Origin of the sequence: Paenibacillus endophyticus (assembly GCF_014192395.1) — a bacterium.
Taxonomy (GTDB): Bacteria; Bacillota; Bacilli; order Paenibacillales; family Paenibacillaceae; genus Pristimantibacillus; species Pristimantibacillus endophyticus.
In genome coordinates this window covers 72,014-98,855 of sequence record NZ_JACHXW010000015.1, presented here as the reverse complement: position 1 = coordinate 98,855, position 26,842 = coordinate 72,014, and the positions used below count along the sequence as shown (strand labels likewise).

General features: G+C 50.6%; 23 protein-coding genes and 1 other annotated feature. Of the genes, 18 read left to right on the top strand and 5 right to left on the bottom strand.

Going from position 1 to position 26,842, the window contains the following annotated elements; all coding sequences use genetic code 11:
- Positions 1-46: 46 nt before the first annotated feature.
- Complete coding sequence (locus tag FHS16_RS21395) at positions 47-898, bottom strand: helix-turn-helix transcriptional regulator (RefSeq protein WP_183567487.1); 852 nt, start codon at positions 896-898, stop codon at positions 47-49.
- Positions 899-1,022: 124 nt separating this feature from the next.
- Between FHS16_RS21395 and FHS16_RS21390 the strand changes: the two genes are divergently transcribed.
- Both FHS16_RS21390 and uxaC read left to right on the top strand, forming a co-directional pair.
- A complete protein-coding gene (locus FHS16_RS21390; protein WP_183567672.1) occupies positions 1,023-2,318 on the top strand; it encodes a Gfo/Idh/MocA family protein in 1,296 nt (431 codons plus the stop codon).
- Positions 2,319-2,338: 20 nt separating this feature from the next.
- On the top strand, positions 2,339-3,745 hold the full coding sequence (gene uxaC / locus FHS16_RS21385) for a glucuronate isomerase (RefSeq protein WP_183567484.1): 1,407 nt from the start codon (positions 2,339-2,341) through the stop codon (positions 3,743-3,745).
- Positions 3,746-3,771: 26 nt separating this feature from the next.
- On the opposite strand, the gene FHS16_RS21380 is transcribed toward uxaC, so the two are convergent.
- Positions 3,772-4,014, bottom strand: coding sequence for a hypothetical protein (locus FHS16_RS21380; RefSeq protein ID WP_183567481.1), 243 nt, complete (start codon positions 4,012-4,014; stop codon positions 3,772-3,774).
- Positions 4,015-4,126: 112 nt separating this feature from the next.
- Between FHS16_RS21380 and FHS16_RS21375 the strand changes: the two genes are divergently transcribed.
- On the top strand, positions 4,127-4,855 hold the full coding sequence (locus FHS16_RS21375; RefSeq protein WP_183567478.1) for an SDR family NAD(P)-dependent oxidoreductase: 729 nt from the start codon (positions 4,127-4,129) through the stop codon (positions 4,853-4,855).
- Positions 4,856-4,900: 45 nt separating this feature from the next.
- Complete coding sequence (locus FHS16_RS21370; protein WP_183567475.1) at positions 4,901-5,914, top strand: hypothetical protein; 1,014 nt, start codon at positions 4,901-4,903, stop codon at positions 5,912-5,914.
- A gap of 3 nt (positions 5,915-5,917) precedes the next feature.
- Here the strand turns inward: FHS16_RS21370 and FHS16_RS21365 are convergent, their stop codons facing one another.
- A complete protein-coding gene (locus FHS16_RS21365) occupies positions 5,918-7,129 on the bottom strand; it encodes an aspartate aminotransferase family protein (protein ID WP_183567472.1) in 1,212 nt (403 codons plus the stop codon).
- Positions 7,130-7,929: 800 nt separating this feature from the next.
- Between FHS16_RS21365 and FHS16_RS21360 the strand changes: the two genes are divergently transcribed.
- From FHS16_RS21360 to FHS16_RS21305, 12 genes are all read left to right on the top strand, one after another.
- Positions 7,930-9,228 carry an acetylornithine deacetylase gene (locus FHS16_RS21360; protein WP_183567469.1) on the top strand — a complete coding sequence of 433 codons (1,299 nt, stop codon included), beginning with the start codon at positions 7,930-7,932 and terminating at the stop codon, positions 9,226-9,228.
- Positions 9,229-9,231: 3 nt separating this feature from the next.
- The gene (gene tenA, locus FHS16_RS21355; protein WP_183567466.1) at positions 9,232-9,924 is read left to right on the top strand and encodes a thiaminase II; all 693 of its coding nucleotides are present in this window, start codon (positions 9,232-9,234) and stop codon (positions 9,922-9,924) included.
- Positions 9,925-9,926: 2 nt separating this feature from the next.
- Positions 9,927-10,751 (top strand): ABC transporter ATP-binding protein, encoded by an 825-nt coding sequence (locus FHS16_RS21350; RefSeq protein ID WP_183567669.1) that lies wholly within the window; start codon positions 9,927-9,929, stop codon positions 10,749-10,751.
- Positions 10,748-11,500, top strand: coding sequence for an ABC transporter permease (locus FHS16_RS21345; protein WP_183567463.1), 753 nt, complete (start codon positions 10,748-10,750; stop codon positions 11,498-11,500). The genes FHS16_RS21350 and FHS16_RS21345 overlap by 4 nt, the downstream gene beginning before the upstream one ends.
- Before the next feature lie 33 nt (positions 11,501-11,533).
- A complete protein-coding gene (locus FHS16_RS21340; RefSeq protein ID WP_183567666.1) occupies positions 11,534-12,538 on the top strand; it encodes an ABC transporter substrate-binding protein in 1,005 nt (334 codons plus the stop codon).
- 32 nt (positions 12,539-12,570) lie between these two features.
- Positions 12,571-13,605 carry a ThiF family adenylyltransferase gene (locus FHS16_RS21335; RefSeq protein WP_183567460.1) on the top strand — a complete coding sequence of 345 codons (1,035 nt, stop codon included), beginning with the start codon at positions 12,571-12,573 and terminating at the stop codon, positions 13,603-13,605.
- Positions 13,606-13,625: 20 nt separating this feature from the next.
- Complete coding sequence (gene thiE, locus FHS16_RS21330) at positions 13,626-14,246, top strand: thiamine phosphate synthase (RefSeq protein ID WP_183567458.1); 621 nt, start codon at positions 13,626-13,628, stop codon at positions 14,244-14,246.
- Between the two features lie 7 nt (positions 14,247-14,253).
- Positions 14,254-14,454 carry a sulfur carrier protein ThiS gene (gene thiS / locus FHS16_RS21325; protein ID WP_183567455.1) on the top strand — a complete coding sequence of 67 codons (201 nt, stop codon included), beginning with the start codon at positions 14,254-14,256 and terminating at the stop codon, positions 14,452-14,454.
- A 4-nt stretch (positions 14,455-14,458) separates the two neighbouring features.
- Positions 14,459-15,238 (top strand): thiazole synthase, encoded by a 780-nt coding sequence (locus tag FHS16_RS21320; RefSeq protein ID WP_183567452.1) that lies wholly within the window; start codon positions 14,459-14,461, stop codon positions 15,236-15,238.
- Positions 15,239-15,287: 49 nt separating this feature from the next.
- The gene (thiO, locus tag FHS16_RS21315; RefSeq protein WP_183567663.1) at positions 15,288-16,376 is read left to right on the top strand and encodes a glycine oxidase ThiO; all 1,089 of its coding nucleotides are present in this window, start codon (positions 15,288-15,290) and stop codon (positions 16,374-16,376) included.
- A 28-nt stretch (positions 16,377-16,404) separates the two neighbouring features.
- Entirely contained in the window at positions 16,405-17,433 is a 1,029-nt protein-coding gene (locus FHS16_RS21310; protein WP_183567449.1) for a dienelactone hydrolase family protein, read from the top strand.
- Positions 17,434-17,791: 358 nt separating this feature from the next.
- Entirely contained in the window at positions 17,792-19,249 is a 1,458-nt protein-coding gene (locus FHS16_RS21305; protein WP_183567446.1) for an alpha-L-fucosidase, read from the top strand.
- A 1,068-nt stretch (positions 19,250-20,317) separates the two neighbouring features.
- Here the strand turns inward: FHS16_RS21305 and asd are convergent.
- Together asd and FHS16_RS21295 are read right to left on the bottom strand one after the other, a co-directional pair.
- Positions 20,318-21,403: an aspartate-semialdehyde dehydrogenase gene (gene asd, locus FHS16_RS21300; protein WP_183567443.1), complete on the bottom strand. Its 1,086-nt coding sequence runs from the start codon at positions 21,401-21,403 to the stop codon at positions 20,318-20,320.
- 141 nt (positions 21,404-21,544) lie between these two features.
- Positions 21,545-21,807, bottom strand: a binding site (T-box leader).
- A 143-nt stretch (positions 21,808-21,950) separates the two neighbouring features.
- A complete protein-coding gene (locus FHS16_RS21295) occupies positions 21,951-22,823 on the bottom strand; it encodes an AraC family transcriptional regulator (protein ID WP_183567440.1) in 873 nt (290 codons plus the stop codon).
- A gap of 138 nt (positions 22,824-22,961) precedes the next feature.
- Between FHS16_RS21295 and FHS16_RS21290 the strand changes: the two genes are divergently transcribed.
- Positions 22,962-24,935 (top strand): glycoside hydrolase family 127 protein, encoded by a 1,974-nt coding sequence (locus FHS16_RS21290; RefSeq protein ID WP_183567437.1) that lies wholly within the window; start codon positions 22,962-22,964, stop codon positions 24,933-24,935.
- Positions 24,936-25,259: 324 nt separating this feature from the next.
- The gene (locus tag FHS16_RS21285; RefSeq protein ID WP_183567434.1) at positions 25,260-26,840 is read left to right on the top strand and encodes a response regulator; all 1,581 of its coding nucleotides are present in this window, start codon (positions 25,260-25,262) and stop codon (positions 26,838-26,840) included.
- The last annotated feature ends 2 nt before the right edge of the window (positions 26,841-26,842 follow it).

Here is a 26,842-nt window from a genome sequence, read left to right as displayed (position 1 = left end):
AATTAATGACCATTATTATACGATATTACGACATAGTTTAATATCATCACAGATATTGCTTTCGATAATCGCGCGGGGAGTGACGGGTTATTTTTTTAAACGTTTTACCGAAATGGGAGAAATTGTCGAAACCAACCGCGGCTGCGATATCGGTGACGCTGCTGTCCGTCTCACGAAGCAGGCGCTGCGCCTCTTTGATGCGCGTTATGATGATGTAGTCGGAGAAAGCGAACCCCGTTATTTCTTTAAACATGCGGCTCAAATAGTAAGGGCTGATGAAATAATGATCGGCCACTGTGCTCAGCCGAAGAGACTCTGCAAAATGCCCGTTAATGTAGCGGGTGATCTCCGTAATCTTGGCATGCATAGGCGTTGCATGATGCATCGGAACAGGTTCGTGCTGCTGAATATGTCTGGCAGCAGTCAATAGCAGCATCGTTAGAACATTTGGAGGAATAAGCTCATAACCAGGCGTTTCTTCTTTTATCTCTGTCAGCAGCTTTCTCATTAGCTGATCCATAGCCAGCAGCTCTTGCCGGGGCAGACGGATAACAGGAGCTGTCTCATTGAACGCGGACAAGAGAAGCCCCACATGCGCTCCCGCCAACCGCTTCAGCATGGTATCGTCGAAATGAAGGATGAGCCGCTCGTGGGAGTCGTGGCCGACCTGCATCGTTTTGTGCAGCTCATGCTTCCGAATAAAAACGAGATCGCCTTGCTCAATGGAATAGGAGCGGTCCTTTATGAAATAAATGCGTTGTCCGGAGAGCATATAATAGATTTCGTAATATTCGTGGTAATGGTCGTCTGCCATCGTATAAGGCGTCGACCGCTTTGTGTATTCTACATAGAGCTCGGGAGTGCTGCCGAAGCTGCATGTTTCAAATGGATTATCCATGAATGAGTCTCCTCTACATTGCGCAAGAAAAGCGGTGTATCAACAAAAAAGGGCAGGATATGCAGAGAATTATATCATTATTATGCGTTAATATGAAAGTAAGCAAATCCAAGGAGGAATCATGATTATGACAAAAAAACGTTATGTGCTTGTGGGAAGCGGCGGCAGGGCTGAATTTTTTTACGGTGCGCTTGCATCTGATTTCAGAGAAACCTCTGAGCTGCTTGCCTTTTGCGATATTAACCAAACCCGGATGGACTATGCGAACCGCATTCTAGTGGATAAATATAAATATAACGAAGTAAGAACGTATAAGTCGAATGAATTCGAGCGCATGATCGAGCAGGAGAAGCCGGATGCAGTCATCGTGACGAGCATGGACCGCACGCATCATACGTACATCATTCGAGCGCTTGAGCTGGGCTGCGATGTCGTGACCGAGAAGCCAATGACGGTGGATGAGAAGAAATGCCAGGAAATATTGGATGCAGTCGAACGGACGGGCCGCCATGTACGCGTGACGTTCAACTATCGCTATGCGCCTCATCATACGAAGGCGAGAGAGATTATCGCAAGCGGCACGATCGGCAAAGTAACTTCCGTCCACTTTGAGTGGCTGTTGAATACGCAGCATGGAGCGGACTATTTCCGCAGATGGCATCGCAACAAGCAGAACAGCGGCGGTTTGCTGGTTCACAAATCGACTCACCATTTCGATCTCGTTAATTTCTGGATCGGTTCGCAGCCGGAGTCGGTATTCGCATATGGGGATCTTTTGTTCTACGGGCGCGAGAACGCAGAGGAGCGCGGCGAAACACAATTTTATGAGCGTGCGACGGGAAATCCGATTGCCGAGAACGATCCGTTTGCGTTACACTTGGATAAAAATGACCATTTGAAAGCGATGTATCTGGACGCAGAGCATGAGGACGGCTATCGCCGCGACCAAAGCGTATTCGGCGACGGAATCAATATCGAAGACACGATGGGCGTGCTTGTCCGCTACAAAAACAACGCCATCCTTACGTATTCGTTAAACGCTTACTTGCCATGGGAAGGCTATCGAATTGCGTTTAATGGAACGAAAGGACGGCTTGAGATGAATATCGTCGAGCAATCCTACGTAAATTCCGGCGGCGAGAAGGCGGATGAAGGCGCTCTCAAGGAGAAAACCATTAAAGTGTTCCCGATGTTCGCGGCTCCTTACGAGGTAGAGGTGGAAGAAGGCGTGGGCGGCCACGGCGGCGGAGATCCCGTATTGCTGAACGACTTGTTCGGGACGCCGGTAGAGGATCCTTGGAATCGCGCGGCTAACCATATCGATGGAGCCAGATCAATTCTAACGGGCATTGCCGCTAACCGTTCGATTCAAACGGGGCTGGCTGTTCAGATTGATGACCTTGTGAAATTTCATAAATAGTGTTCAGGAGGAAAGCGGAAATGAAACCATTTATGGACGACGATTTTTTGCTATCGAACGAAACGGCTGTAAGGCTGTATCATGATTTTGCCAAGGACATGCCGATCATTGACTATCACTGCCATTTGAGCCCGCAGCAGATTTTTGAGAATACGAGTTTTACGAATTTGACGGAGGCTTGGCTGTATGGTGATCATTACAAATGGCGGGCGCTGCGTGCGAACGGCGTAGAAGAGCGTTACGTAACGGGCGGCGAAGGCGTGAGCGACTATGACAGGTTTGCCGCTTGGGCTGGAACCGTGCCGCAAACGATTGGCAATCCGTTATATCAATGGTCGCATTTGGAGCTTCGCCGTTACTTCGGCGTGGAGGAGCTCATTAACGAGAACAACGCTCAGGCGATTTGGGATCAGGTGGGTGCCAAGCTGGCAACTGGCGGGTACAAGGCGCGCGATCTTATCCAAATGTCGAATGTCGAGGTCATCTGTACGACGGATGATCCGGTCGATTCGCTGGAGTATCATATTGCGATCAAGGGATTGGACGATTTCAATGTGCAGGTGCTGCCGTCCTTCCGTCCGGATAAAGCGCTCGAAATTAATCGGCCGACATTCCTTGAATGGGTAGGCAAGCTCGGCGCTTCGGCTTCCGCTTCCATTAACAGTTATGATGAGCTACTTGAGGCGCTTAAAGCACGAGTAGCGTTTTTCAATGAGGTTGGCTGCAAGGTGTCAGACCATGCGCTTGATTATGTGGCTTATGCAGAAACGACAAAGGCTGCGGCTTCCGCCATATTCGCCAAAGCTCTGAACGGGGAAACGGTCAGCTTAGACGAGGAAAAGCAATACAAAACGTATACGCTGCTGTTTCTTGGACGTTTATATGCGAAGCACGGCTGGGCCATGCAGTTCCATATTAATGCGGCTAGAAACAATAGCACGCGGATGTTCGGCAAGCTGGGACCGGATACCGGCTTCGACTCTATCAATGACAGCGCAGTCGCATACCCGCTTGCAAAGCTGCTTGATGCGCTTGATTCCGACGATGCATTGCCGAAAACAATCGTCTATTCACTGAATGCGAAGGACAATGATGTGCTTGGGTCGATCATCGGCAGCTTCCAAGGCGGAGGCGTGCCTGGCAAAATCCAGCTTGGCTCAGCTTGGTGGTTCAATGATACGAAAAACGGCATGCTGGACCAAATGAATGCGCTCGCCAATCTTGGTCTGCTTAGCCGCTTTGTCGGGATGCTCACCGACTCACGCAGCTTTCTTTCCTACACCCGGCATGAATATTTCAGGCGCTTGCTTTGCAACCTGCTTGGCGAATGGGTGGAGAACGGCGAGGCTCCGCATGATATGGAGCTGCTTGGCAATATGGTTCAAAACATATCGTACCGCAATGCGAAGGCATATTTCGGTTTCTAATCCGAATGAAACGTTCTGCAGACCCGTCAGTTTGGCGGCGGCTGTGGAACGTTTTTTGCATCGAGACGATAAGCAGCCATGAGGTATTTGAGCATCTGAGGCCCGGCGATATTCGCAGCTAAGCCGAAAAGCTCCGAATGGGCCGTTTTTCTGCAGAGCAAATAAAACGCCGTTCCGGCAATCAGCTCGAAGGCGATGAATTCCTTCCATTTCCATGCGGGTATGACGTAGATTTTGAATTCTTTGTTTTTGCCAGCCCATGTACGCAAATTGGCAGCCCTCCTGCTGATTAGGCGCATTACAACCGTATCTAGAATATGCGGAGCGGCTTATCCAACATACACGATGATTGAATAATAATAGGAAAGAGGAGGAACGAATTTGGCTGGAAAAACAGCATTCGTAACAGGAGCGGACCGAGGCGTTGGGCTCGCCTTAGTAAAGGGGCTGCTTGCTCATGATTATAAGGTATTTGCTGGTCAATATGCGGCTGAGACCGCCGAGCTTCACTCGCTAAGGGAACAGCTTCCGAAGCAGCTGACGGTTATTCCGCTGGATATAGCGAGCGACCAAAGCGTAGCAGCTGCGCTTGAAGCGGTATCCCGGGAAACGGAGCGGATTGATCTGCTTATCAATAACGGAGCCATATTAGGCGACATCGGCGCCACGGTGCTGGATCCGTTAAACTTTGCGGAAATGCTGGACGTCTTCAATGTGAATACGCTGGGCAGCCTTCGCATGAGCCAGGCGTTCATGCCCTTGCTGCTGAAAAGCGAGTCGCGTTTTCTGGTGAACGTGTCGTCTGAGGCAGGCAGCATCGGCGATTGCCACCGAGAAAGCTGGTATGCTTATTGCATGTCCAAAGCAGCGCTCAATATGCAGTCCAAGCTGATTCATAACGGCATCAAGAGGCATGGCGGACGTGTATTGGTCGTTCATCCAGGCTGGGTGCAAACCTATATGCAGGGCAAGCTTGACGCTGGCGCAGCGCTGACGCCGGAGCAGTCGGCGAGCTCCATCCAGCAGCTGATTGCAGAACGTTTACGGCTTCCGGCAGCCGAGGCGGAGTGCGAGTATGTCGACTATGCAGGCGAGGCGCTTCATTGGTAAGCACTGCGAAATGCAGAACAAAGAAACGAAGGCGGGTGGCTGGTTATGACGGATTTGCGCCCTTTTATCGCTCGCGTAATGACAACGCTTGCGGCTCATCGGTACGATGCAGCGGGCAGAAGCTATGGCAGGTTTTTATCCCAGCTTGAGCAGGATAATAGGAATGATGATGTTTACGGAACGGCGGATGCCGCTATTCTATTTTATATATTGAATGAATTTCCGCATAACCAAGATGATCTAAACCTGTGGATTGCGGCTATCCAGCAGCATCAATCGGAGCATACGGGTATGTTCGCCGGCTTAGGCCATAATGAACTGCACAGCACAGCGTTCGCGCTTTCTGCATTGGAGCTGTTTGACGGGAAAGCGAAATATCCGCTCGTTATGCTTAAGCCATTGATAGATAAGGAGCAGATCGCGCCATTTCTTGAAAGCTTGGATTGGCGGGATGAGCCGTGGGGAGAGTCGTTAAAAGGAGCGGGCCTTTATGCCAGCCTGGTACTGTCCGACTCCGTGACAGAGGACTGGGAGCGGACGTATTTCGACTGGCTCCGGCATAATGCGGACCCTTTAACCGGTCTTTGGCGACGTGATTGCGTGAAGCAAATGGATGGCAGCTTAGTGAGCGCGCCGCTGTTCCATCATATAGCAGGCAGTTTTCATTACTTATTTAACCTTGCTCATCGAAAAGAGCCTATTCCATATCCGGGACGAATGGTAGACACCTGCCTGGAACTCTACCAAAGCGGGGGGCTTGAAGTGCCGACCGAGCTGTTCTCCTATTTCCATATTGATTGGGCGTATACGATTCTAACCTGTCTGAGACAAAATCCGATCTACCGAAGAGAAGAATGCAAAGCGGCGATCAGAGGCAGCTCGGAAGCATTTATTGCCGGACTCGCGAAGCTGGGAGAGGAGTCGGACGAGCCCTTCGATGATCTGCATACCTTATGCGGGGCGGTCTGCGGCTTGGCAGCAATTCAGCAGATCACTCCCGAGCTCATCCGAACCGATAAGCCGCTTCGGCTCGTGTTGGACCGCAGACCGTTTATTTGATATTCACGAGGAGGACAGCTGCCCCCATGCTTTGCGCAAAATGCCAAGCATGGCGTCGCTGTCCTGCTGCGATACGATTAATGGCGGGACGAGCCGCACGGTGGAGGGGTTGAGCGCATTGATCAGCAGACCCTCGCGCAAGCAGATTGCAGCAAGTTCGGCAGCGGCTCCAGCAGGCGTATCAAAGGCGAGAAGAAGGCCCTTGCCGCGAATATTCGTAATGGGAAATTCACCGGACAATTGCTCCAGCTTGCTCATTATATAGTTGCCTTGCGTTTTGGCGTTATCCGTCACATTCCGCTCAAGCAGCTCCGTAAGTACGGCGTAGCCTGCGGCCATGGCAAGCGGCGCTCCCGTATAAGTCCCTCCTTGGTCACCCGGCTCGAACAAATCGTACTTGCTCTTGGCTAGCATGGCGGAGAGCGGGAAGCCAGCTCCAATGCCTTTGCCCAGCGTCATTACATCGGGCTTGATGCCATAATGCTCGTAAGCAAAAAGTTTCCCCGTTCTTCCAAGCCCCGTCTGGACTTCATCGAAAATAAGCATGATCCCGTACATATCGCAAATTTTGCGAATGCCGTATAAATAAGCTTCATCAACGGAATGGACGCCGCCTTCCCCCTGCACGAGCTCGATCATAATGGCACAGGTTTGATTCGTAACGGCTGCGAAGATTGCATCCAAATCATTAATGGGAACATGCTTGAAGCCATCGACCTTAGGCGAGAAAAGCTCCTTCCAATGCGGCTTTCCGGTCGCTGACATCGTGGCTAGCGAACGTCCATGAAAGCTGTTCGCAAGCGTAATGATTTCGAAAGCGCCATTCAAGTTCACGGCGCCATGCTTTCTTGCGAGCTTTATGGCGCTTTCGTTCGCCTCCGCGCCGCTGCTGCCGAAGAAAACCTTATCCATTCCGCTCAGGCTGGTCAGCAGCTCGGCAAATTCAAGCATAGGGCGGTTGTAGTAGCCAGGGCTTGCATGTACGAGTGTCGCAGCTTGGCGGGACAAAGCTTCCTGCAGGGCTTCAGGAGAATGGCCCAGGCTTGCAACGGCCCATCCGCCGACGAAATCCAGATAACGATTATCGTCCGTATCCCACAAATACATGCCCTTGCCGCGCTCCATCACGATATTCGGACGATTTGCCGTAAATAGAACGGATTTTTCTGCTGTTTCCAATAAAGCCGATGTCATTGCGTTTTCTGTCTGAATCATAATAAACCTCCCGAAAATTCATCTCATTGCATAAATATACATTAAACCGTTTAAATATTCAACGTTTTAAAAAAACGATGTATTTTCGAATGGCATGCGAGGCTTGCATCATTCGGGCTGGAAAGCGTCAAGGAGAAAAAAGTAGAATGCGGACAACCTGAGGCAAAGCTGCATCATATTCTCGTACTAGAGGAACATTCTAGATCGTCTGAGCCGGTTTCATTTTATGCGCATAGTAAGGAAAGTGCTGAGAGGGCGTGTATGAATACCTAACGGAGCTGCGGATCTCGGCATTCCCCTATCATTTATTGACGCAATTGGTATCGACATGATTGGGATACTCGCAGGAGACAAGGAAGGGACTTCTGAAGTGAAGCTTGTGGGCGAGCTTGCGGCCTTCAAGCATCGAATAGAGACATGGTTTCCAGGTATCCCTAATTGGAGTTCCCGGCAAGCGAATACTCCGCGTTTATGCTGGACGAGCATTCGTCTACGCCGCTATGCGTTCTAAGCAATAGACTATATCGGACGAAGGCAGGAATGGAGCCTTCGTAAGTGAGAATCATGATCAGATTCATATTGCCAATTGGATAGGCTTAGGCTATAGTTGTTTTAACTTCATATGGAGTACGGGTGCTGGATGTAGTCCGGCTGAGATAGGGGCCCTTTGTCCCTGACCGTTAATCTGAACCAGGTAATGCTGGCGTAGAGAACGTATCGAATCGTAACCATTCGTGTATTCTCGAATGGTTTTTTTCTATTGCCCGCACCTGCGTTTCCGTAAATAGGAGGAAACCGAAATGATTGAGGGAAGCGTAATTACGAAGCTGCAGCAGGCGACTGAAGAGCGGCAGGATGAGCTGCTTGCGCTGCTGTCGCAGCTGATCGCTTATCCGACCGTAAGCCCCCCGGCGCGAAATACGCTGGAAGCGCAGCGGTTCGTCGAAGAGCAGCTGCGGTCGGCGGGCTTTGAGACGGAGCTGTGGGAGGTTTATCCCGGCGATCCTAACGTTACAGCCATTAAGCCGGGCACGCAGCGAGCGGATTATCGAAGCCTTCTGCTGAATGGGCATATGGATGTTGCCGAGGTGGGCGACGCTGCGCAGTGGCAGCATGATCCCTTTAAGCTGACCGTTGAGTCTGGCAGCGTGTATGGCCGGGGAACCGCGGATATGAAAGGCGGTATGGCAGCGCTGCTGTTTGCGATCAGGCTGTTGGCTGAAGCGGGAGTTGAGCTGAAGGGTGATCTGCTGTTTCAATCGGTGATCGGAGAGGAAGCCGGAGAGGCAGGAACGAGAGCCTGCATGGAAAGAGGCTGTACCGCCGACTTTGCGATTGTCGCGGATACCAGCCATATGGAGATTCAAGGTCAAGGCGGCGTCATCACAGCTTGGGTCACGGTGCAAAGCCCCGTGACCTACCATGACGGCATGCGCTCGCGAATGATACATGCAGGCGGAGGCGTAAGAGGTGCCAGCGCAATTGAGAAAATGGTCAAGCTGATCGAGGGGCTTCAGGAGCTTGAACGCCATTGGGCGGTAACGAAGTCATATCCAGGTTTTCCGGCAGGCTCGAATACGATTAATCCCGCCGTTATCGAAGGCGGCCGCCATGCGGCATTTATTGCTGATCAATGCGCATTGTGGATCACAGTCCATTTCTACCCTGACGAGGATTACGAATCGGTAGCTTCCGAAATCGAGAGCCACCTGCTCAAGGTTGCCGAGGCCGATCCTTGGCTCCGCGAGCATCCGCCGACCTTCCGCTGGGGCGGACGATCGATGCTGGAGGAGCGCGGCGAAATATTCCCGTCTCTGACGCTTGAAGCGGAAGGAGACGGTCTGAAGTCGCTCGCCGCAGCACATGCCAATCAGCTTGGCTCTAAGCCGACGATCGGTATGAGCGGCAGCGTAACCGATGCGGGGTGGATCGGCAGAGCGGGAATCGAGACCGTTATATACGGTCCAGGAGAGCTGCGCCATGCGCATGCAGTAGATGAAAGCGTCGAGCTGCGCGAGCTCGTCGATTATGTAAAGGTCATGATTGCTTTCATTGCGGACTGGTGCAACCAGCCGAAAACGGAAAGCGAGAGGGGGTAGCAGATGCGAAACGAAGCGGAAGCGGAAGCAGAGCGTTTTAGCGAAAGGCTGTACCAAGCGGTACAGCCTGTGTGGGAGAAATGCCATGCGCATCCGTTCCTGGCAGGACTGAGGGAAGGCACATTGGAGCTGGAACGATTCATTTATTATATGAAACAGGATTATGTGTATTTGATCGACTATGCCAAGATGTTCGCGCTTGGCAGCTTGAAGGCTAGAGATTTGGAGACTATGGGGAAATTCGCCGAGCTCCTACACGCTACACTGAATGTGGAGATGGAGCTGCACCGCCAGTATGCGGAGCAATTCGGCATTACGCGCAATGAACTCGAAGCAACAAAGCCCGCACCGACTACAATTGCATATACCAAATATATGCTTGATGCAGGTCAAGGCTCGCTGGCAGAGGCGGTTGCCGCCTTGCTGCCGTGCATGTGGAGCTACTGGGAAATTGGGAAGGCATTCGCCGCTCATCCGGGGGCGCTTGCGCATCCGCTGTATAAGGAATGGATCCTTATGTACAGTTCGAAGGAGTTCGGCGAGCTTGCGGAATGGACGATCGGGCTGATGGACAGGCTGGCTGAAGGGCTGCCGGAGCGAGAGCTTGCAAGGCTGGAGGAGCTTTTCGTTATGACGTCCAAATTCGAATTCAGGTTCTGGGATATGGCATTCCGGCAAGAGGAGTGGGACGTGTGAGCATGGCGATAACGCCAAGTGGAGATAAGCGTCCGCTAGCTTTGTCCGTAGAGGGACTTACGTATGCCTTCAACGAAAGCATGCCGTTATTCGCCAACCTTAGCTTTACGATTCGGGAGGGCGAATTCGTATCGCTCCTTGCGCCAAGCGGCATCGGCAAGACGACATTGTTTCGTTTGCTTGCAGGGCTTCTCACTCCGCAAGGCGGATCCATCAGGCTCGGCGCGGAGAAAGTAGAACCTTCCGGAGCGGCTCACCGCCGACAATCCGGACGCATCGGCTACATGCCGCAGCGGGACAGCCTGATGCCGTGGCGAAGCGTGCTCGACAACGCGGCGCTCGGCCTTGAGCTGTCCGGCATACCAAGGCGGGAGGCGAGGCGGCGCGTGCGGGAGCTGCTGCCGACGTTCGGACTTGAAGGAACGGAAGAAAAGCGTCCCCATGAGCTGTCCGGCGGTATGCGCCAGCGTGTATCCTTTCTTCGCTCGGTGCTTGGCGGTGGAGAACTGCTGCTGCTGGATGAACCGTTCAGCGCTCTGGATGCGATGACCCGCATCAGCATGCAGGAATGGCTGCTGCAAATATGGGAGCAGCATCGCAAAACGATCTTGTTCATTACGCATGACATCGATGAGGCGCTTCTTCTGTCGGACAGGGTGCTCGTTGCGGAAGCGTCGCCGGTGTCCATCATGAAGGAGCTTGCCGTTGCACTGCCCAGACCGAGAACGTACCAAACCGTGCTGGACGATTCTTTTGTTTTGCTTAAACGGCAGGCTCTGGGGCTGCTTGGCAAAGAGGCTGCGAGACAGGAAGGAGCAAGCCGGTGAAACAGCGATTGCGCTCGGGCGTGCCTGTTCTTGTTTTTGTCCTGCTGCTGGCCCTTCTCTGGGAGGCGGCAACAGCATGGCTTTCTATTCCTCATTACATTATTCCGCAGCTGTCGGACGTGTTGATGTCCATGTGGGACAATCGTCAGCTGCTCGGCAAGCATTTCATGATTACTTTGGGAGAGTCGCTGCTTGGCCTAAGCATATCCGTTGTATTCGGAACGCTCGCAGCGGTCTGCATCGAAGGGTCGAGCTTGGCCAGAAAGACCATATACCCGCTTATTATTGCGTCCCAAACGATTCCGATTATCGCGCTATCGCCAATTATGGTCATGTGGTTCGGCTACGAGATTTGGAGCAAGGTGGCGGTCGTCATTTTATTTACCTTTTTCCCGATTGCGGTTAACACGTCGGACGGGTTCCGCACGGCAGATTCCGGTATAGGCGAGGTCATGCGCTCGATGGGCGCGAGAAGGCGTGATTTGTTTCTGAAATGGAAAATACCGTCTGCGCTTCCTGGTTTTTTCACGGGGCTTAAGATGGCGGCAACCATTAGCGTGGGCGGTGCGACTCTCGGAGAATGGCTGGGCGGAGAGGCCGGACTTGGCATGTACACGAAGCGGGCATCAAGCATGCTGAGGGGAGATGCCGTATTCTCGGGTGTTCTGCTGCTGTCGCTCATGGGAATCTTATTGTTTTTAGCTGCGTTGTGGCTGGAGAAGGCTGCTCTGTCGCGGCGTTCATCTTAAATGTAAAGTAGAGAGGAATAACAAATAATGGGCATGCATCATTGGAAAAAATATATGAGGGCAACAGCTGCTTCCGTGCTGATCTTATCCGCGCTGGCTGCCTGCGGATCACCGAACCATAAAGACGCAGAGGCTGCTCCGGAAACCGAGCTTACCGTACTGCTGGATTGGTATCCGAATGCGGTACATTCTTTCCTGTACGCAGCCGAGGAGCAAGGGTATTTCGCGGAGGAAGGTCTTAAGGTCAAGCTCCAGACTCCGGCCGATACGAATGATGCGCTCAAATTAGTGGCTACGGGCAAAGCTGATCTAGCGCTAAGCTACCAGATGCAGGTGGCGATTTCCCGTGCAGAAGACATTCCAATCGTGTCGGTGGCGGCCATCGTGCGGCATCCGCTTAACCGTTTGTTTGCGCTCGATACAGCAGGGGTGCAAAGCCCGAAGGATTTGGTTGGCAAAAAGATCGGATATCCTTCCATTCCGCTTGACCAGCTAATCGTGAATACGATGGTCGAATCGGACGGCGGCGACGTCTCCAAGCTGAATTATATTGATATCGGATGGGATCTCATCCCTGCGATTACCACGAACAAGGTAGATGCCATAATCGGCGGCTACGTCAACCATGAGAAGCCGCTGCTGGAGAAGGAAGGCATGAAGCTGACCGCATTTGATCCATCGGAATTCGGCGTGCCCGACTATTATGAGCTAGTGCTTACTGCCAGCGAGGAAGGGCTTGCGAGCAAAAGCGAGGCATTTAAGAAATTTATCGCTGCAGCGGCCAAAGGCCAGCAATATACGGCTGAGCATCCAGAGGAATCGCTCCAGAATCTGCTGGATTCGCAGAATGAGAATTTCCCTCTGGATGCGGAAATTGAGAAGCAGAGTTTGGATATTTTGCTGCCGCTCATGGATGCCGGGTCGGAGCCGTTTGGTTCTCAAACCGCTGATTCTTGGAATGCCGTTATTGACTGGCTAAGCGAACATGGCCAATTAAAGAAAGAGATTAAGGCAGAGGATGCCTTCCGTCCATTATAATGGGATTACAATAGAAGCAAGATGCAGCAGCAATGTGCGGAAAGGAGCAGCAGGTGGAGGAACGGTATTCAAGACAAATGTTATTTGCGCCAATTGGTGAAGCGGGGCAGCAGAAGCTGATGGATAGTGCGGTTTGTATCGTAGGAATGGGAGCACTTGGAACGGTGCTGGCGAACCATATGGTTCGCGCTGGTGTCGGCCGTGTGCGCCTTGTCGATAGGGATTATGTGGAGAGAAGCAATCTCCAAAGGCAAATGCTGTTCGACGAAGATGATGTGGAGCAGGTGTATCCGAAGGTAGTTGCCGCGGAGAAGAAGCTTCGCAGAATTAATTCTTCTGTTCGGTTGGAAGCGATTGTTGCTGATGTAACGGCGCTTAATATCGAAGAGCTGATTGACGGTATGGATTTGGTACTCGATGGGACGGACAATTTCCAAACTCGTTTCCTGCTTAATGACGCCTGCTTTAAGCGAGGTATCCCGTTTACGTACGGAGGAGCAGTCAGCTCGCGGGGGATGAGCGCGATCTTCGTTCCAGGGCAGACGCCATGCCTGCGATGTTTTATCAAGACAGGTGATTCCGGCGGCCAGACATGCGATATGATCGGGGTCATTGCGCCGGTTGTAGATATGGTCGCTTCCTATCAGGCGGTTGAGGCGATGAAGTATTTGGTCGGAGATGAGAAGCAGCGAAGAAATAGCCTGGTTACCTTTGATCTGTGGCAGAATCAATACTTCGAGATGAAGCTGGGCGAGCCGGATAACAATTGCCCCTGCTGCCAGTTGAAGGAATACCCTGCGCTGGAGCTAAATGGGGATCAAGCGGTTCTGTCTTTATGCGGACGGGAGACTATTCAGATCGCGGGCAGCGGTGCGCTTGATCTTGTGCTATGGAGGGACCGGCTGGAGCAGGCGGCGGTGAAAGTAAGCCTCAATCCATTCCTGTTGAAAGCGGAGCTGCCGGAGGGCGAACGGCTTGTACTGTTCGCGGACGGGCGCGTGCTGGTCCAGGGTACGGATGATTTCGTGAGAGCGAGAAGCTTATACGCCCGTTATATCGGGCTTTAATACAGAGGAGTGACGAATCGATGAAGGATTTCAGATTGTATGCCATTACCGGCGAGCAGTTCCACCCCGGCCGCAGCATGATCGAGGTCATGGAGGAAGCGATAAAGGGCGGCGTTGACATCATTCAGCTGCGCGACAAATCGGGTGACAAGGCCGTGATAACGGAGAAGGCCAAAGCGCTTAGAGAGCTGACGCGGAAATACGGCGTAACCTTTATCGTCAACGACTACATCGATATTGCAATGGAAGTGGATGCGGACGGCATTCATCTGGGACAAGGCGACGTACCGCTGCTGGAAGCGAGAAAAATGGTTGGCAACAAAATAATCGGCATCTCTACCCATGCAATTGCGGAAGCGCTTCTTGCCGAGCAGCAGGGAGCAGACTACATCGGCGTAGGTCCGATCTACCCAACGGCTACTAAGGTGGATGTCGTAGATCCAGTCACGATTGCCTATGTCCGTGAGGTCGTGAAGGAAGTTAGCATCCCGTTTGTGGCGATAGGCGGCATTAAGCTGCACAACGTGGATGACGTTATTCAAGCTGGAGCCACGCGGATATGCGCAGTGAGCGAAATCGTTGGAAGCGATGATGTAAAAGGCGTCTGCGAGGCGTTTATTCGGAAGCTGGAGAGAGGGTAGTGAGGGCATGGAGCTTGTCATAAATGGGGAGAAGCAGCATTTGGAGCTAGTGGGTACGATTCAAGATGTCATCGAGAAGCTGGGATTGACCGGCAAGCCGGTTGTCGCGGAGGCGGACGGCAAGGTGCTAACCGCGGAGCTATGGACCGAAACATCGGTATATCCAGGCATGAAGATAGAATTGGTTCATTTCGTAGGAGGAGGCTAGACGCATGCATACAGATTCGCTTACCATTGGCGGTCGTACGCTGACCTCCCGGTTTTTCATAGGAACAGGACTTTTTCCTAACCCTTACGTGCAGAAGGAAGCTATCAAGGCTTCCGGCGCAGAGGTGTTGACCTTTGCGATTAGAAGAATCAATCTCGCTTCAACGGAGGATGATTCAATCCTTCAACATCTGGAAGGAGAGAACTATGTGTATTTGCCGAATACCTCCGGTGCGCGGAACGCGGACGAGGCGGTACGTATTGCCCGCCTTGCACGCGCATCCGGTCTCAGCGACTGGATCAAGGTGGAGATTAGCGTCAATGAACGGACGCTTCTGCCAGACCCGATCGAGACGCTCAAAGCAACCGAGCAATTAGTGAAAGAAGGCTTTACGGTACTGCCGTATACTTCCGATGATCCGGTCATTTGCAAGCGGCTGGAGGAAGCAGGAGCGGCGGCTGTCATGCCTGGCGCGGCTCCGATCGGAACCGGGCTAGGGATTCTGAACCCGTATAACCTCGGCTTGATCGTCGAGGAGGCGGGCGTACCGATTATTGTGGATGCCGGACTTGGCTCGGCAAGCGACGTCACGCAGGCGATGGAGCTCGGCGTGAGCGGCGTGCTGATGAACACGCCGGTCGCCAAGGCAAAGGATCCGGTAAGGATGGCGAGAGCGATGAGCCTGGCGATCGAAGCGGGACGCCTATCTTATCTGGCTGGCCGGATTGGGAAAAAGAGGTACGCCTCAGCTAGCAGCGGGCTTGATGCATTCAAATTGAAATAGCCGGATTTACGGGAGCGATGGTGAATTGAAGAAACAACAAGTAATCGTCATGGGCGGAGGCATCATCGGCTTGTCTTGCGCCCTTGAGCTGCAAAGACGCGGACATCAAGCGATGGTGTTAGAAACGAAGCGCTGCGGCGGACAAGCTTCCGGCGCGGCAGCAGGTATGCTTGCCCCTTACTCGGAAAACGTGGAGGGACCAGATTCGTTTTTTCGGCTGTGCCTAGAAAGCCTTCAGCTGTATCCGGAGTGGCAGCGGGCTGTAAGGGAGATTTCCGGTGAGTCCTTTGAATATACGGAGTCGGGCAGTCTGTACGTCGCTTATCACGACGCTGATCTGTTGGCGCTTGAAGGCAGACTGCTCTGGCAGCGGCAATACGGCTCCACCGGCATGATTGTGGAAGGCGATGCGCTGTATCGCATGGAGCCGCTGCTTACGGGTGAGGCGAGAGCTGCGTTATACACACCGGAGGAGAGCCATATATATGCGCCTCATTATGTGCGTGCACTTGAGACGGCATGCCGGCGGCTAGGCGTGCAAATCTACGAGGAGCTGGAGCAGCTTGAAATCGTAGAATGGCAGAACGAGGTAGTCGTACACGCATCTAACGGACGTTTTTTTGAAGGCGACCAGCTGCTCATATGCTCCGGTGCCTGGGCGCAGCATCTGACGGACACCTTGCATCTGAATATCCCGGTATATCCGATTCGCGGGCAAATTTGCGCGTACGAGGCAGAGTCGAGACCGGTTTCGCACATGGTTTTTTGCAATCAAGGCTACTTGGTGGGCAAAGCAAACGGGACGCTTGTCTGCGGTGCATCGGAGGACGTTGCGGGCTACGACACGACCGTCACGGAGAAAGGAATAAGCCGGCTCTTGAATTGGAATAAGCAGCTGTTTCCTTTCCTAGAGAAGCAAACGCCGTTTCACAGCTGGGCGGGCTTGCGTCCCGCAACGCAGGACGGCTTTCCGTTAATTGGCCCGGTACCGGGAACGGAGCGTGTCGTGCTCGCTGTGGGACATTATCGGAACGGCATCTTGCTTAGTCCGGCTACCGCGCTTCTGGCGGCGGATTATATCGTGGACAAGCAGTTTTCGGTATTCGATGATGCTTTTCTGCCGAATAGGTTCATCTGATCATCTAGTCGAGGCGGTGATTTGACCAATGTGGTCTGGCGATTCTTTGTTAGAGAAGCTGTATAATGAAGCGGTAAAAGAGCATCACATACAATCAAAGCGGGAGCTTCGCAACGAACGTAGACTTAAGCTGAAGGCGGCGCTTCGTGATAGCATGGGTCATTTCGAGCCTAACCACGGATTTGTGCCTAGGCTGCTGGAGCGTGTGCAGTGCGAGGGTTATGTTCGTGAGAGAGTGGAGCTGTCCGCCACACCAGAGCTGACCTTTGCCGCTTATATCCTCGTTCCGGATGGCATGATGGGGCCTTTGCCCGGCGTGCTTGCTATTCACGGGCATGGCTATGGCAGCCGCGAAATCGTCGGACTCCTTAAGGATGGCACGCTAGACAAAGAAAAACCGGGCATTCATCAGCATTTTGCCCTACAGCTTGTTAAGAGGGGCATGGTTGTAATCGCTCCAGATGTGATCGGTTTCGGCGAACGGCGGCTGCGAGCCGACTTGGCGCTGAACCCCGATACGCCAAGCTCTTGCTACAATTTGTCTACACAGCTGATGATGCTTGGAAAGACTCTTACAGGTCTTCGTGTCGCCGAAGCGCTGCAGGCGTTCCATTATTTAGCTGCAAGACCCGAAGTTGACGCGGAGCGTATTGGCGTAATGGGGTTCTCTGGTGGCGGGCTGATCGGCTTTGCGGCTTCCGTTCTGGAATCAAGGCTGCAGGCGACGGTATTAACGGGCTTTGCGAATACGGTCAAAGACAGCATATTTGCCGTTCGCCATTGTATTGACAACTATACGCCGGGCTTACTCGTACATGCCGAGCTGCCAGAGCTAATCGGACTTGTCGCGCCGCGTCCGTTGTTTCTAGAATCGGGCGAGCATGATCCCATTTTCCCAGTGGCAGGCTTCCGTAAGGCGGCAGCCGAGATTAAGGGGATTTATGAGGCTGAGGGCGCTGGAGACAAGCTTGAAATAGACGTATTCCCCGGTGTGCATGAGATAAGCGGCCGTCTGTCGTACGATTGGTTAAAGCGAACATTGTCAAACGGAATTTAAATCAAATGAGATGCTTTTTTTCTAGTAAGCTGCTGCGTTGTTCACGGCATGCATTAGAGAAAAGCATTTTTTTTAAAATATAGGAAAGTATATCATTTCGCCAACTTTCTCTATATTTCTACGCGAAACGTAAGCTTAGCCGCCAGAGGACGGCATCAGCCGTTTACGCTTGTGCAAAGAAAGTTCATCGTTGTTCATAGAATCTAGGAGCGGATGAGCAGAGAATCTATTTGAAATTGGGCCAAAAACTTAAAAAAAGTTATTCTCATCCACTAGAATACTCGTTTTATACCTTTGTTTAATAAGGGGGCGTCGCTACAATAAGTATAGAGATGACGACGAAGGAGCGATGTTGACTATGGATAAGCATGCCTATTTAATAGCTATCGAAGCTGTAATTGCGAAAGGCAAGTTTAAGGATAATTGGCAGTCGTTAAGCGAGTATGAGGTGCCGGCATGGTATAAAAGAGCGAAGTTCGGCATTTTTATCCACTGGGGCGTGTACTCGGTTCCAGCATTCAAGAATGAGTGGTATCCAAGAAATATGTATATCCAAGGCTCAGATGAATACAAGCATCATATCGAAACCTACGGACAGCACAAGGATTTTGGCTATAAAGATTTTATTCCAATGTTTAAAGCGGAGCGGTTCGATGCTGCCGAGTGGGCGGAGCTGTTCCTGCAGTCTGGCGCCAAATACGTCATGCCCGTTGCGGAGCATCATGATGGGTTCCAGATGTACAAGAGCGAGGTTTCTTCTTTCAATGCATATGAAATGGGACCGCAGCGAGATGTTCTCGGAGAGCTAAAAGAAGCGTTCGAGAAGCGCCGGATGACGTTCTGTGTATCCTCACATCGGGCAGAGCATTGGTTTTTTCTTTCACATGGCAAAGAGTTTGAATCGGACGTAAAAGAGCCGCTCGTATGTGGTGATTTCTATTGGCCGTCGATGCCGGAACCGGACCACCAGGATCTTTACGGCTCCCCACCTACACGCGAATATTTAGAGGACTGGTTAATAAGATGCTGCGAGCTCGTAGATGCGTATAGGCCAAGCATTTTTTATTTTGATTGGTGGATTCAAACGGAAGCTTTTAAGCCTTATCTTAAGAAGTTCGCAGCTTATTATTACAACAAAGCAATGGAATGGGGATTGGAGGTAGCGATTAATTATAAGCATGAGGCTTTTCATTTCGGAACAGCCGTGCCTGATGTAGAAAGAGGACAATTCGCTGAGCTGAAGCCATATTTCTGGCAGACGGATACCGCTGTAGCCAAAAATTCTTGGAGCTATACATCAGGTAATGATTATAAAACGTCGGTCGAAATTATTCGCGATTTGGTTGATATCGTGAGTAAAAACGGTAGTCTGCTGCTTAATATCGGGCCTAAAGCGGATGGTTCGATACCAGAAGAAGACAAACAGATTCTCCTTGAAATCGGCGATTGGCTGAAGGTTAACGGCGAGGCGATTTACGGCACTTCCTATTGGCGTACTTTCGGAGAAGGGCCGACCTTAGTAGAGGAAGGACAATTCACGGACGGGAAGACAAAGGCTTTCACTAAAGAGGATATTCGGTTTACAGTGAAAGGCAGCTGTCTTTATGCAATTGTGCTTGCCTATCCGAAGGATGGGATCGTTAAGATCAAGTCGCTGCGGAAGAAATCCCATGATTTCCAAGGGATTATCGAGGAAATTAGCCTTTTAGGCTTTGATGAGCAGCCGATCTGGGAGAGGACGGAGGAAGCGCTGATCGTGAAGACAAGCACGGTTCAGAGCGCTGCTCCGGTTGTCATACGTTTGACGCTTGATTAAGGGATATGGTTCCAAATTTTCAAGGGTGGGCAGCTTTTCAGAGAATAAGGAATGAGAATAGTTAATCGAATTCATTGATAAGATATTCAGCCGCTATGTCGGCAAACAGCTAATGAGACAAACCGCCTGCGCACTCAAACAAATCGGAGTGCATAAGACAGCGAAGATGCCACATGCAGCCCGGCAAGAGTTTGCAATACGATAACATCTTGCATTGCATTCGGGATCAGCGGCCGCGCCTTTGCCTCTCTGCGGAGTCAGCCTTTTTAATACACGCTCAAGCTTAGCAAATAGTCGTTTAAGGGCAAGTTGGAGCGATTTATCGATGATCACCTTTAATGTTGTGCCGTCTTTGAATCTTATTTTTTTTGTACGCGTGCAAGAGCAACCACATTGACAGCCGCTTTCAAGTCTAACTGGAACGATTGCTTTCTTATTAATGAATCCTCTTGCAGTGATATTGCTGTTCTTATCTTGGAGAATGATGCTGGCACTGGAGACGCCGTTCACTTGTTTACCAAAGGATGCAATGAGTCTGCTGCTTGTGCGATTCAGAGATTGTATTTTGAATGTTGCTAAGTTACATGCATTCTACGTGATGTTTAGGAAGATGTCGGAGACACCTCGACGGGCGTTTAAAACCAATTCGATGTTCGCGCTTAAGATGCCTTCTTGCTTGGATTTTATGCTTGCTGTTGCAAAAAGGGCGGTCGTTCCGTTGACTGTGCGTAGCAGTCCGGGCAAAGCTATCACTCCCTCAATTCGATCTCTCACAACATATGTGAAACCAAAAGACTCGGTGTGGGTGAATAACAGGAAAGCCCTCGCACAAGTAGTAATAGGAGAAGACGTAGATTTTGGAGAAAAACAATGCAGTAGGAGGAATAAATAGTCTTATTTTTGTACGAGCGCCTCGGTGTGATGGGTTTGTCTACGATACATCAAGGAGGCGCTCTCACTTTGAAGGTTAAGCATATAGACGCCAATTGAAAAACAGCAAGCTGCCTATCCTAATCAGGATAAACAGCTTGCTGTTCGTGTCTCGTTTCGCGAATGCGAGTTAAAAATCTATTTCGCCTGAATATAACCTTCTGCTTTAAGCAGCTCAGCAATCAGAACGGCGCCGCCTGCCGCACCGCGTAGAGTATTATGCGATAATCCGACAAATTTGTAATCGAATAGGCTGTCCTCACGCAATCTGCCCGCCGAAACGCCCATGCCTCGCTCAATATCACGATCGAGTCTCGTCTGAGGTCTGTTCTCTTCTTCGAAGTAGGTGATGAATTGCTTCGGAGCACTAGGCAGGCCAAGCTCCTGCGGACGTCCTTTGAATTGCAGCCAGCGTTCCAGAATTTCATCCTTCGAAGGTTTGTTCTCGAACGAAACAAATACGGTTGCCAAATGCCCATCCAATACCGGAACGCGAATGCATTGCGTCGTAATCAAAGGCGCGCTTGCTTTTACGATTTCGTTATTGACTAAGCTGCCCCAAATACGCAAAGGCTCCTGCTCGCTTTTTTCTTCCTCGCCGCCAATATAAGGAATAACGTTGTCCAGCATTTCAGGCCAATCGGTAAAGTTTTTGCCTGCTCCGGATATCGCTTGATAGGTGGAAGCGACTACGTTTGTTGGCTTGAAGTCCAGCAAGGCATGAAGCGCAGGCACATAGCTCTGAATGGAGCAGTTAGGCTTAACGGCAATAAACCCAGTTGACGTTCCAAGGCGTTTTCTCTGTGCGGCAATGACTTCCAGGTGACCGGCATTAATCTCAGGGATGACCATCGGGATATCAGGCGTCCAGCGATGAGCCGAATTGTTGGAAACGACCGGCGTACCTGTTTTGGCATAAGCCTCTTCCAGCGCTTGAATTTCATTCTTTTTCATATCGACCGCGCAAAAGATAAAATCGACCTGGGTGGCAACTTCCTCCACTTTTGAAGCGTCCAGAATGACCATATTTTTTACCGCTTCAGGCATAGGCGTAGACAGCTTCCATCTGCTTTGAACGGATTCCTCATATGTTTTGCCTGCTGACCCGGCGCTTGCGGCAATCGCCGTTACTTGAAACCAAGGATGCTGGTCCAGCAATTCAATGAAACGCTGGCCAACCATGCCAGTGCCTCCTACAATACCAACCTTTAATTTTTGCGTCATGATATTCCATTCCTTTCAGCTTTATATAATCTTCCCTAAATAACTATTCAAAAAGTTTAGTTTGGTGTACCTGTTGCCGACTTTAAGCGATATTTTCTTTGTCCCAATAAAAAAAATCCCACCCCCAAGACTACATGCAGTCTCAGGGACGAGATTTGTATACTCGTGGTACCACCCTAAATTCGCTAATAGGTCGCCATATTAGCCTCTTCAAGTACGACATTGCTAGGAATGCTTATACTTTAGCTCTGTAACAGGAGCTCCTGTCGCACCATCCCCCATTATACAAGGTTCCGATGCGATGCTCTGAGTCTTTATTCAATAAGGAATTCATGCTCCTTTTCAGCTGACGGAGCTCTCTGTGGAAGAATTCGGTTATTTACTCATCTCTTCATCGCATTTGAATATTGCGATTATATTATCAGATAACATCCAAGAGGTAAATACTATTTTTAAAAATTAGAAAACTTTCCACATTTGAGTCCTTTTTTTTCATCATTATGCCCATTATGAGGCTTCTGCTGCTGCCGATCTTACACCAAGCGCCTCAACTCGTATATTGCTTGCGAAACTTCGTCGGGGGCATGCCAATTTGGCGGGTGAAGCAATTCGAGAAGTAGGGGGCGTTCTCGAACCCGACGTACGATGCGATTTCTGCCACTGGCCATTCCGTCTTCAATAGAAGAAGCTTGGCTTGCTCTAATCGGTATTTGGATAAGTAGTCGATCGGCGTCATGCCGTATACCTGCTTCATGCAGCGCATGATGTAGTTGTAATGGAAATTCAGGGCGTGACTCATCATTTTGCTCGTTATCTCTGTACGATAATTGTTTTTGATATAAACCTCTGTTTTCTCGGCAAGGGTAACGGACGGGCTTGTATAGCTGTCATTTTGACGCAAATCCATCATCCGCAGGAGCTCCTCGAACGATTGCTGCTGCGTCCAGAAAGCCCGTGATTGACGCTCTTCACTGGCATTGTTCAGCGCGCGCATAATTCGGTAGGTTTGCTCGGGATACGGAAGCGTCCAAGCCTTCTGAATATGAAGCGAGTAAGGCGAGGTTAGAAATCGGTTGTAATGGTTGTCATGGTTAAGGCTGGCATGGTCCAGCTCCGTTTGCTGCCATTCGCCAACAGGCAGAAAGTGAACCCAATAAAAGACCGTCTCCTCCTCGGAGGGCTTTACGGAATAATGATGCCGATTCGGCAATAGCAGCAGCGTCTGGCCAGCTGTTAATTGCCAATGCCGATCTTCCTCGCCTATGAACAGACAGCCACTCTCCACGACGAGCAAATCGAATACGCCAAGCTGTCTGCGATTGGGATGCTGATCTCCGCGTTTATGGACGGTAACGCCGCTCTCTAAATAGTAGGGAAGCGGCGGCGCTGCGAAATAAATATGATCATTGGCGTCTAGCATTCGAAGCCAAGCCCCCCTTGCTTGTGTGATATTTTATAAGGAATAGGTTAGTTGTGTTTGTATTTATGTTCTATTCTAACGCATAAAATAGAAATCAGCAGTATGAAATATATGAAGTCATGGAGAGGTGCGATACGGATGGGACAAGCGTTGGGCAAGGTTCAAGCGAAGCCGGTTTCACTGAAGCAAGTTCATATTACAGATCACTTCTGGAATTATTATATTGATTTGGTGAGAGATGTCGTCGTGCCTTATCAGTGGGATGCGATAAATGACCGGATTGAAGGCGCGGAACGAAGCGGTGCGGTAAGCAATTTCAAAATTGCCGCCGGTTTGGAAAAAGGGGATTTTTACGGCTTTGTATTCCAAGATACGGACGTAGCCAAATGGCTTGAGGCCGTTGCCTATTTGCTCGTAACGAAGCGGGATGACGCACTTGAGCAGCTCGCGGACGAGATGATCGATATCATCGGCAAAGCCCAGCAGCCAAGCGGATACCTCAATACCTACTTTACGATCAAAGAGCCAGGCAAAAAGTGGACGAATCTAACAGAATGCCATGAGCTTTATTCGGCTGGCCATATGATCGAGGCGGGCGTAGCTTATTACAATGCCACTGGGAAGCGAAATCTGCTTGATATCGTATGTCGAATCGCGGACGACATTGCTGTTGTATTCGGCGATGGCCCAGGGCAAATTGCGGGCTATGATGGTCACCAAGAGGTTGAGCTTGCACTAGTGAAACTGTATGAAGCGATGGGCAATCGCAAATATTTGGATATCAGCAGCTACTTCATCGATAAGCGCGGGCAGCAGCCGAGCTTTTTCGAGGCAGAGGCTGACGCGCGAGGCAGATCGACGCATTGGAACAACAATAAGATTCATATCGATCCGGAATATTTCCAAACCCATCGTCCGGTACGTGAGCAGGAGGCGGCGGTCGGGCATGCCGTACGCGTCGTGTACATGCTGGCTGGAATGGCGGATGTAGCCAAGGAAACAGGAGATGAATCGCTAATTGAAGCATGCCGCCGATTATGGGATAACATTGCTTCCAAGCAGATGTATATTACAGGCGGCATCGGCTCGATGGCACACGGCGAGGCGTTCTCATTCGATTATGACTTGCCCAATGATACGGTATATTCAGAAACCTGCGCATCGATTGGCCTTATTTTTTTCGCCCACAGGATGCTGCAGTTGGAACCAAACAGCCGCTATGCCGATGTCATGGAGCGGGCGCTGTATAATACCGTGCTGGCAGGCATGTCCCGCGATGGCAGGCATTTCTTCTATGTAAACCCCCTGGAGGTTACGCCGGACGTATGCGAGGGCAGAAACAAAAATTTTAACCATGTGAAGCCTGTACGCCAGGAGTGGTTCGGCTGTGCATGCTGCCCGCCGAATATCGCCCGCTTGCTGGCATCGCTAGGTGGATATATGTATTCAACGAACGGCAATACGATTTATTCCCATCTTTATATCGGTGGCGAGGTAGAGCTTTCGCTGGACGGGACAAAGGTTAAGCTGAAGCAGCATTCTTCGCTTCCGTGGGAAGGAACAGCACGGTTTGAGATTTCACTTGCGAAGCCTGCTGCCTTTACGCTGGCGCTGCGGATTCCGGGTTGGGCTTCGGAAGCATCGGTTGTCGTCAATGGCGAAGCCTATGCGCTTACAGACAAAGTGGTAGATGGCTATGCACGGATTGAGCGTGTATGGACTTCCGGCGACCAGCTTGAGCTTGTACTCGCTATGCCAATACTTCGCGTTAGAAGCCATCCGCTCGTCAAGCAAAACGCCGGCAAGGTTGCGCTGCAGCGCGGTCCGCTCGTCTATTGCTTGGAGGAAGCTGACAACGGAGCGCAATTGCAGCAGCTGCTTCTGCCGCAGGACGCGAAGCTTGAAGACGCTTATGAAGAAAGCTTAATCGGCGGTATTCATGTCATCAAAGCGGAAGGCTCAAGGCTTCAATTCGAGCAATGGGGCACGCAGCTATACCGTACGGATACAGAAGCAGCCATGGAGCCAGCCAGTCTTGCTTTTATTCCTTATTATGCGTGGGCAAATCGCGGCAAGGGCGAAATGACCGTTTGGGTTAAGGAACGTTTCTAAAATCAGCTTCATGTTGCTTCATATGAAAGAGTTAAATAGGCGGTCGTTCCCGTGGTAGCGGGGAGCGGCCGCTTTTTCACGTCCCTGTACAGCAAACGAATAGGATTCACTAGCAAATGTTCTTTAGTTTATAGGGTTGACACTATAGTTTTTACATTGTGTGCTTGATTCAAGAAATTTACTATTTAAGTATCGAGCCTTCCATATATTGAAAAGATAAGAGACGAGCAGAATCGTCCGCATTCAGGATATAATCAATAGGTTAAAACCATACGCTAGCAGATACGTTGGCCGATTATCAGAAGAACAAGGAGGAAGGATAACATGCATTTGCATCGTGCTATTTTGGTTGATGATGAATCCTTTACCCGAAAAGGTTTAATGAAGCTTATCGATTGGGAAGCATGCGGATTTCAAATCGTCGGTGAGGCAGACAACGGTGAGGATGCGCTAGAGTTGATTAAGCGGATTAAGCCTGAGCTTGTCATAACCGATATCCGGATGCCGGTCATTGACGGCTTGGAGCTGATAAGGCTTGTCTCGTTAGAAACGATGCCAAAGCCTTCTTTCATTATTATAAGCGGCTATAATGATTTCAAATATGCCCAGCAAGCGATGCGCTACGGCGTACATGATTTCGTAGTCAAACCCATAGACGATATCGAGTTTTCTGCTATTTTGCAAACGTTAAACGGGAAGCTGAAGCAAGAAAAAGAAGAGCAGCTGAAAAAGGAAAGGCTGCAGGGGAGCGAGCTCATAAAAGCACTCATTCTGGAGGAAGCGGATGCCGCTTCCACAGATGAGTGGGAGGCCCGCCTGAATCTCGGCAAGAAGGATCGCCTTACCTATGTATTCGCAGAGCTTAATGACAACCATAGCTGGAAGCAGGCGGTTCAGACGATTTCCAGTGCCCGTTTCCATGAACTTTTGCGAGAAGAGCTTACCCGGCTAACTGGCGCAGTTCAACCTATCTGCATGCATGAGCACCGCAACCGAATTGGTTTCCTGCTGACGAGTCAATTGCTGGATCCGTTCCAAGGAGACTTGGAGCGTTTCTTGATTAAGCTTAGAACTATGTTGGACGCTCAATACGGGAAAACGGTATTTCTGTATGCGGGTACGTTTGTTTCGCGGTTATCTGATCTTCGAGAGTCGTATAAATCAGCCAAAGAGGCGCTGCTTTATAAATATATAAACGAGGATATGCGCATCGTTGTTTATGATCAAATCCGCTCGGAGCAGCTTCAGTACATCGGATTTGAGCCGTCGCTGCTTCAGTTGTTCATGGAACAATTCGAGGAGCAGAAGCAGGATTCCGTTCAAGCGACTGTCGAGCAGTGGTTCCGTGATTTTCGCGAGAAGCGTTATGCGCCGGAGGCTATCAAGATGAACCTTCAGCAATGCGTATTAGCCATTCTGAAAACAATCCGCAGCATGGAGGGAGATGAGCTCACCTTGCCTACGCTGCAGCCGGTTCTGAATTGGCATGACAGCAATCTATCTCTCGGCGAGCTCCGCCGTCTGTTTGCTGCGTTTATTGAGGAGAGCCAGCAATATGTTGCGGTGCTGCGAGGGGAGCAGCAAAAGGGAGGCATTCAGAAAATCAAAAGCTATATTGAGCTTCATTACTCGGAAAATATAAGCTTGAAGAGCATCGCTGCGAAGTTTTATATCAATCCCGTATATTTGGGCCAGCTGTTCAAGAAGACATACAGCGTTTATTTCAATGAATTCCTGCTTCAATTGCGCGTCAACGAAGCGAAGAAGCTGCTGCGCCAATCATGCTCCATGCGAATTTACGAAATTGCCGAAAAAGTTGGATTCAGCAATGCGGATTATTTTGTGACCCAATTCGAGAAGATTGAGCAGATGACGCCTACGGAGTACCGCAATCAGCTAAAATGAGC

Excerpts from the sequence above, each read along its gene's own strand:
- FHS16_RS21395 (WP_183567487.1), bottom strand. The coding sequence starts at position 898 with ATGGATAATCCATTTGAAACATGCAGCTTCGGCAGCACTCCCGAGCTC.
- uxaC (WP_183567484.1), top strand. The coding sequence starts at position 2,339 with ATGAAACCATTTATGGACGACGATTTTTTGCTATCGAACGAAACGGCT.
- FHS16_RS21370 (WP_183567475.1), top strand. The coding sequence starts at position 4,901 with ATGACGGATTTGCGCCCTTTTATCGCTCGCGTAATGACAACGCTTGCG.
- FHS16_RS21365 (WP_183567472.1), bottom strand. The coding sequence starts at position 7,129 with ATGATTCAGACAGAAAACGCAATGACATCGGCTTTATTGGAAACAGCA.
- FHS16_RS21360 (WP_183567469.1), top strand. The coding sequence starts at position 7,930 with ATGATTGAGGGAAGCGTAATTACGAAGCTGCAGCAGGCGACTGAAGAG.
- tenA (WP_183567466.1), top strand. The coding sequence starts at position 9,232 with ATGCGAAACGAAGCGGAAGCGGAAGCAGAGCGTTTTAGCGAAAGGCTG.
- FHS16_RS21350 (WP_183567669.1), top strand. The coding sequence starts at position 9,927 with ATGGCGATAACGCCAAGTGGAGATAAGCGTCCGCTAGCTTTGTCCGTA.
- FHS16_RS21340 (WP_183567666.1), top strand. The coding sequence starts at position 11,534 with ATGCATCATTGGAAAAAATATATGAGGGCAACAGCTGCTTCCGTGCTG.
- FHS16_RS21335 (WP_183567460.1), top strand. The coding sequence starts at position 12,571 with ATGTGCGGAAAGGAGCAGCAGGTGGAGGAACGGTATTCAAGACAAATG.
- thiE (WP_183567458.1), top strand. The coding sequence starts at position 13,626 with ATGAAGGATTTCAGATTGTATGCCATTACCGGCGAGCAGTTCCACCCC.
- thiS (WP_183567455.1), top strand. The coding sequence starts at position 14,254 with ATGGAGCTTGTCATAAATGGGGAGAAGCAGCATTTGGAGCTAGTGGGT.
- FHS16_RS21320 (WP_183567452.1), top strand. The coding sequence starts at position 14,459 with ATGCATACAGATTCGCTTACCATTGGCGGTCGTACGCTGACCTCCCGG.
- thiO (WP_183567663.1), top strand. The coding sequence starts at position 15,288 with ATGGGCGGAGGCATCATCGGCTTGTCTTGCGCCCTTGAGCTGCAAAGA.
- FHS16_RS21310 (WP_183567449.1), top strand. The coding sequence starts at position 16,405 with ATGTGGTCTGGCGATTCTTTGTTAGAGAAGCTGTATAATGAAGCGGTA.
- FHS16_RS21305 (WP_183567446.1), top strand. The coding sequence starts at position 17,792 with ATGGATAAGCATGCCTATTTAATAGCTATCGAAGCTGTAATTGCGAAA.
- asd (WP_183567443.1), bottom strand. The coding sequence starts at position 21,403 with ATGACGCAAAAATTAAAGGTTGGTATTGTAGGAGGCACTGGCATGGTT.
- FHS16_RS21295 (WP_183567440.1), bottom strand. The coding sequence starts at position 22,823 with ATGCTAGACGCCAATGATCATATTTATTTCGCAGCGCCGCCGCTTCCC.
- FHS16_RS21290 (WP_183567437.1), top strand. The coding sequence starts at position 22,962 with ATGGGACAAGCGTTGGGCAAGGTTCAAGCGAAGCCGGTTTCACTGAAG.
- FHS16_RS21285 (WP_183567434.1), top strand. The coding sequence starts at position 25,260 with ATGCATTTGCATCGTGCTATTTTGGTTGATGATGAATCCTTTACCCGA.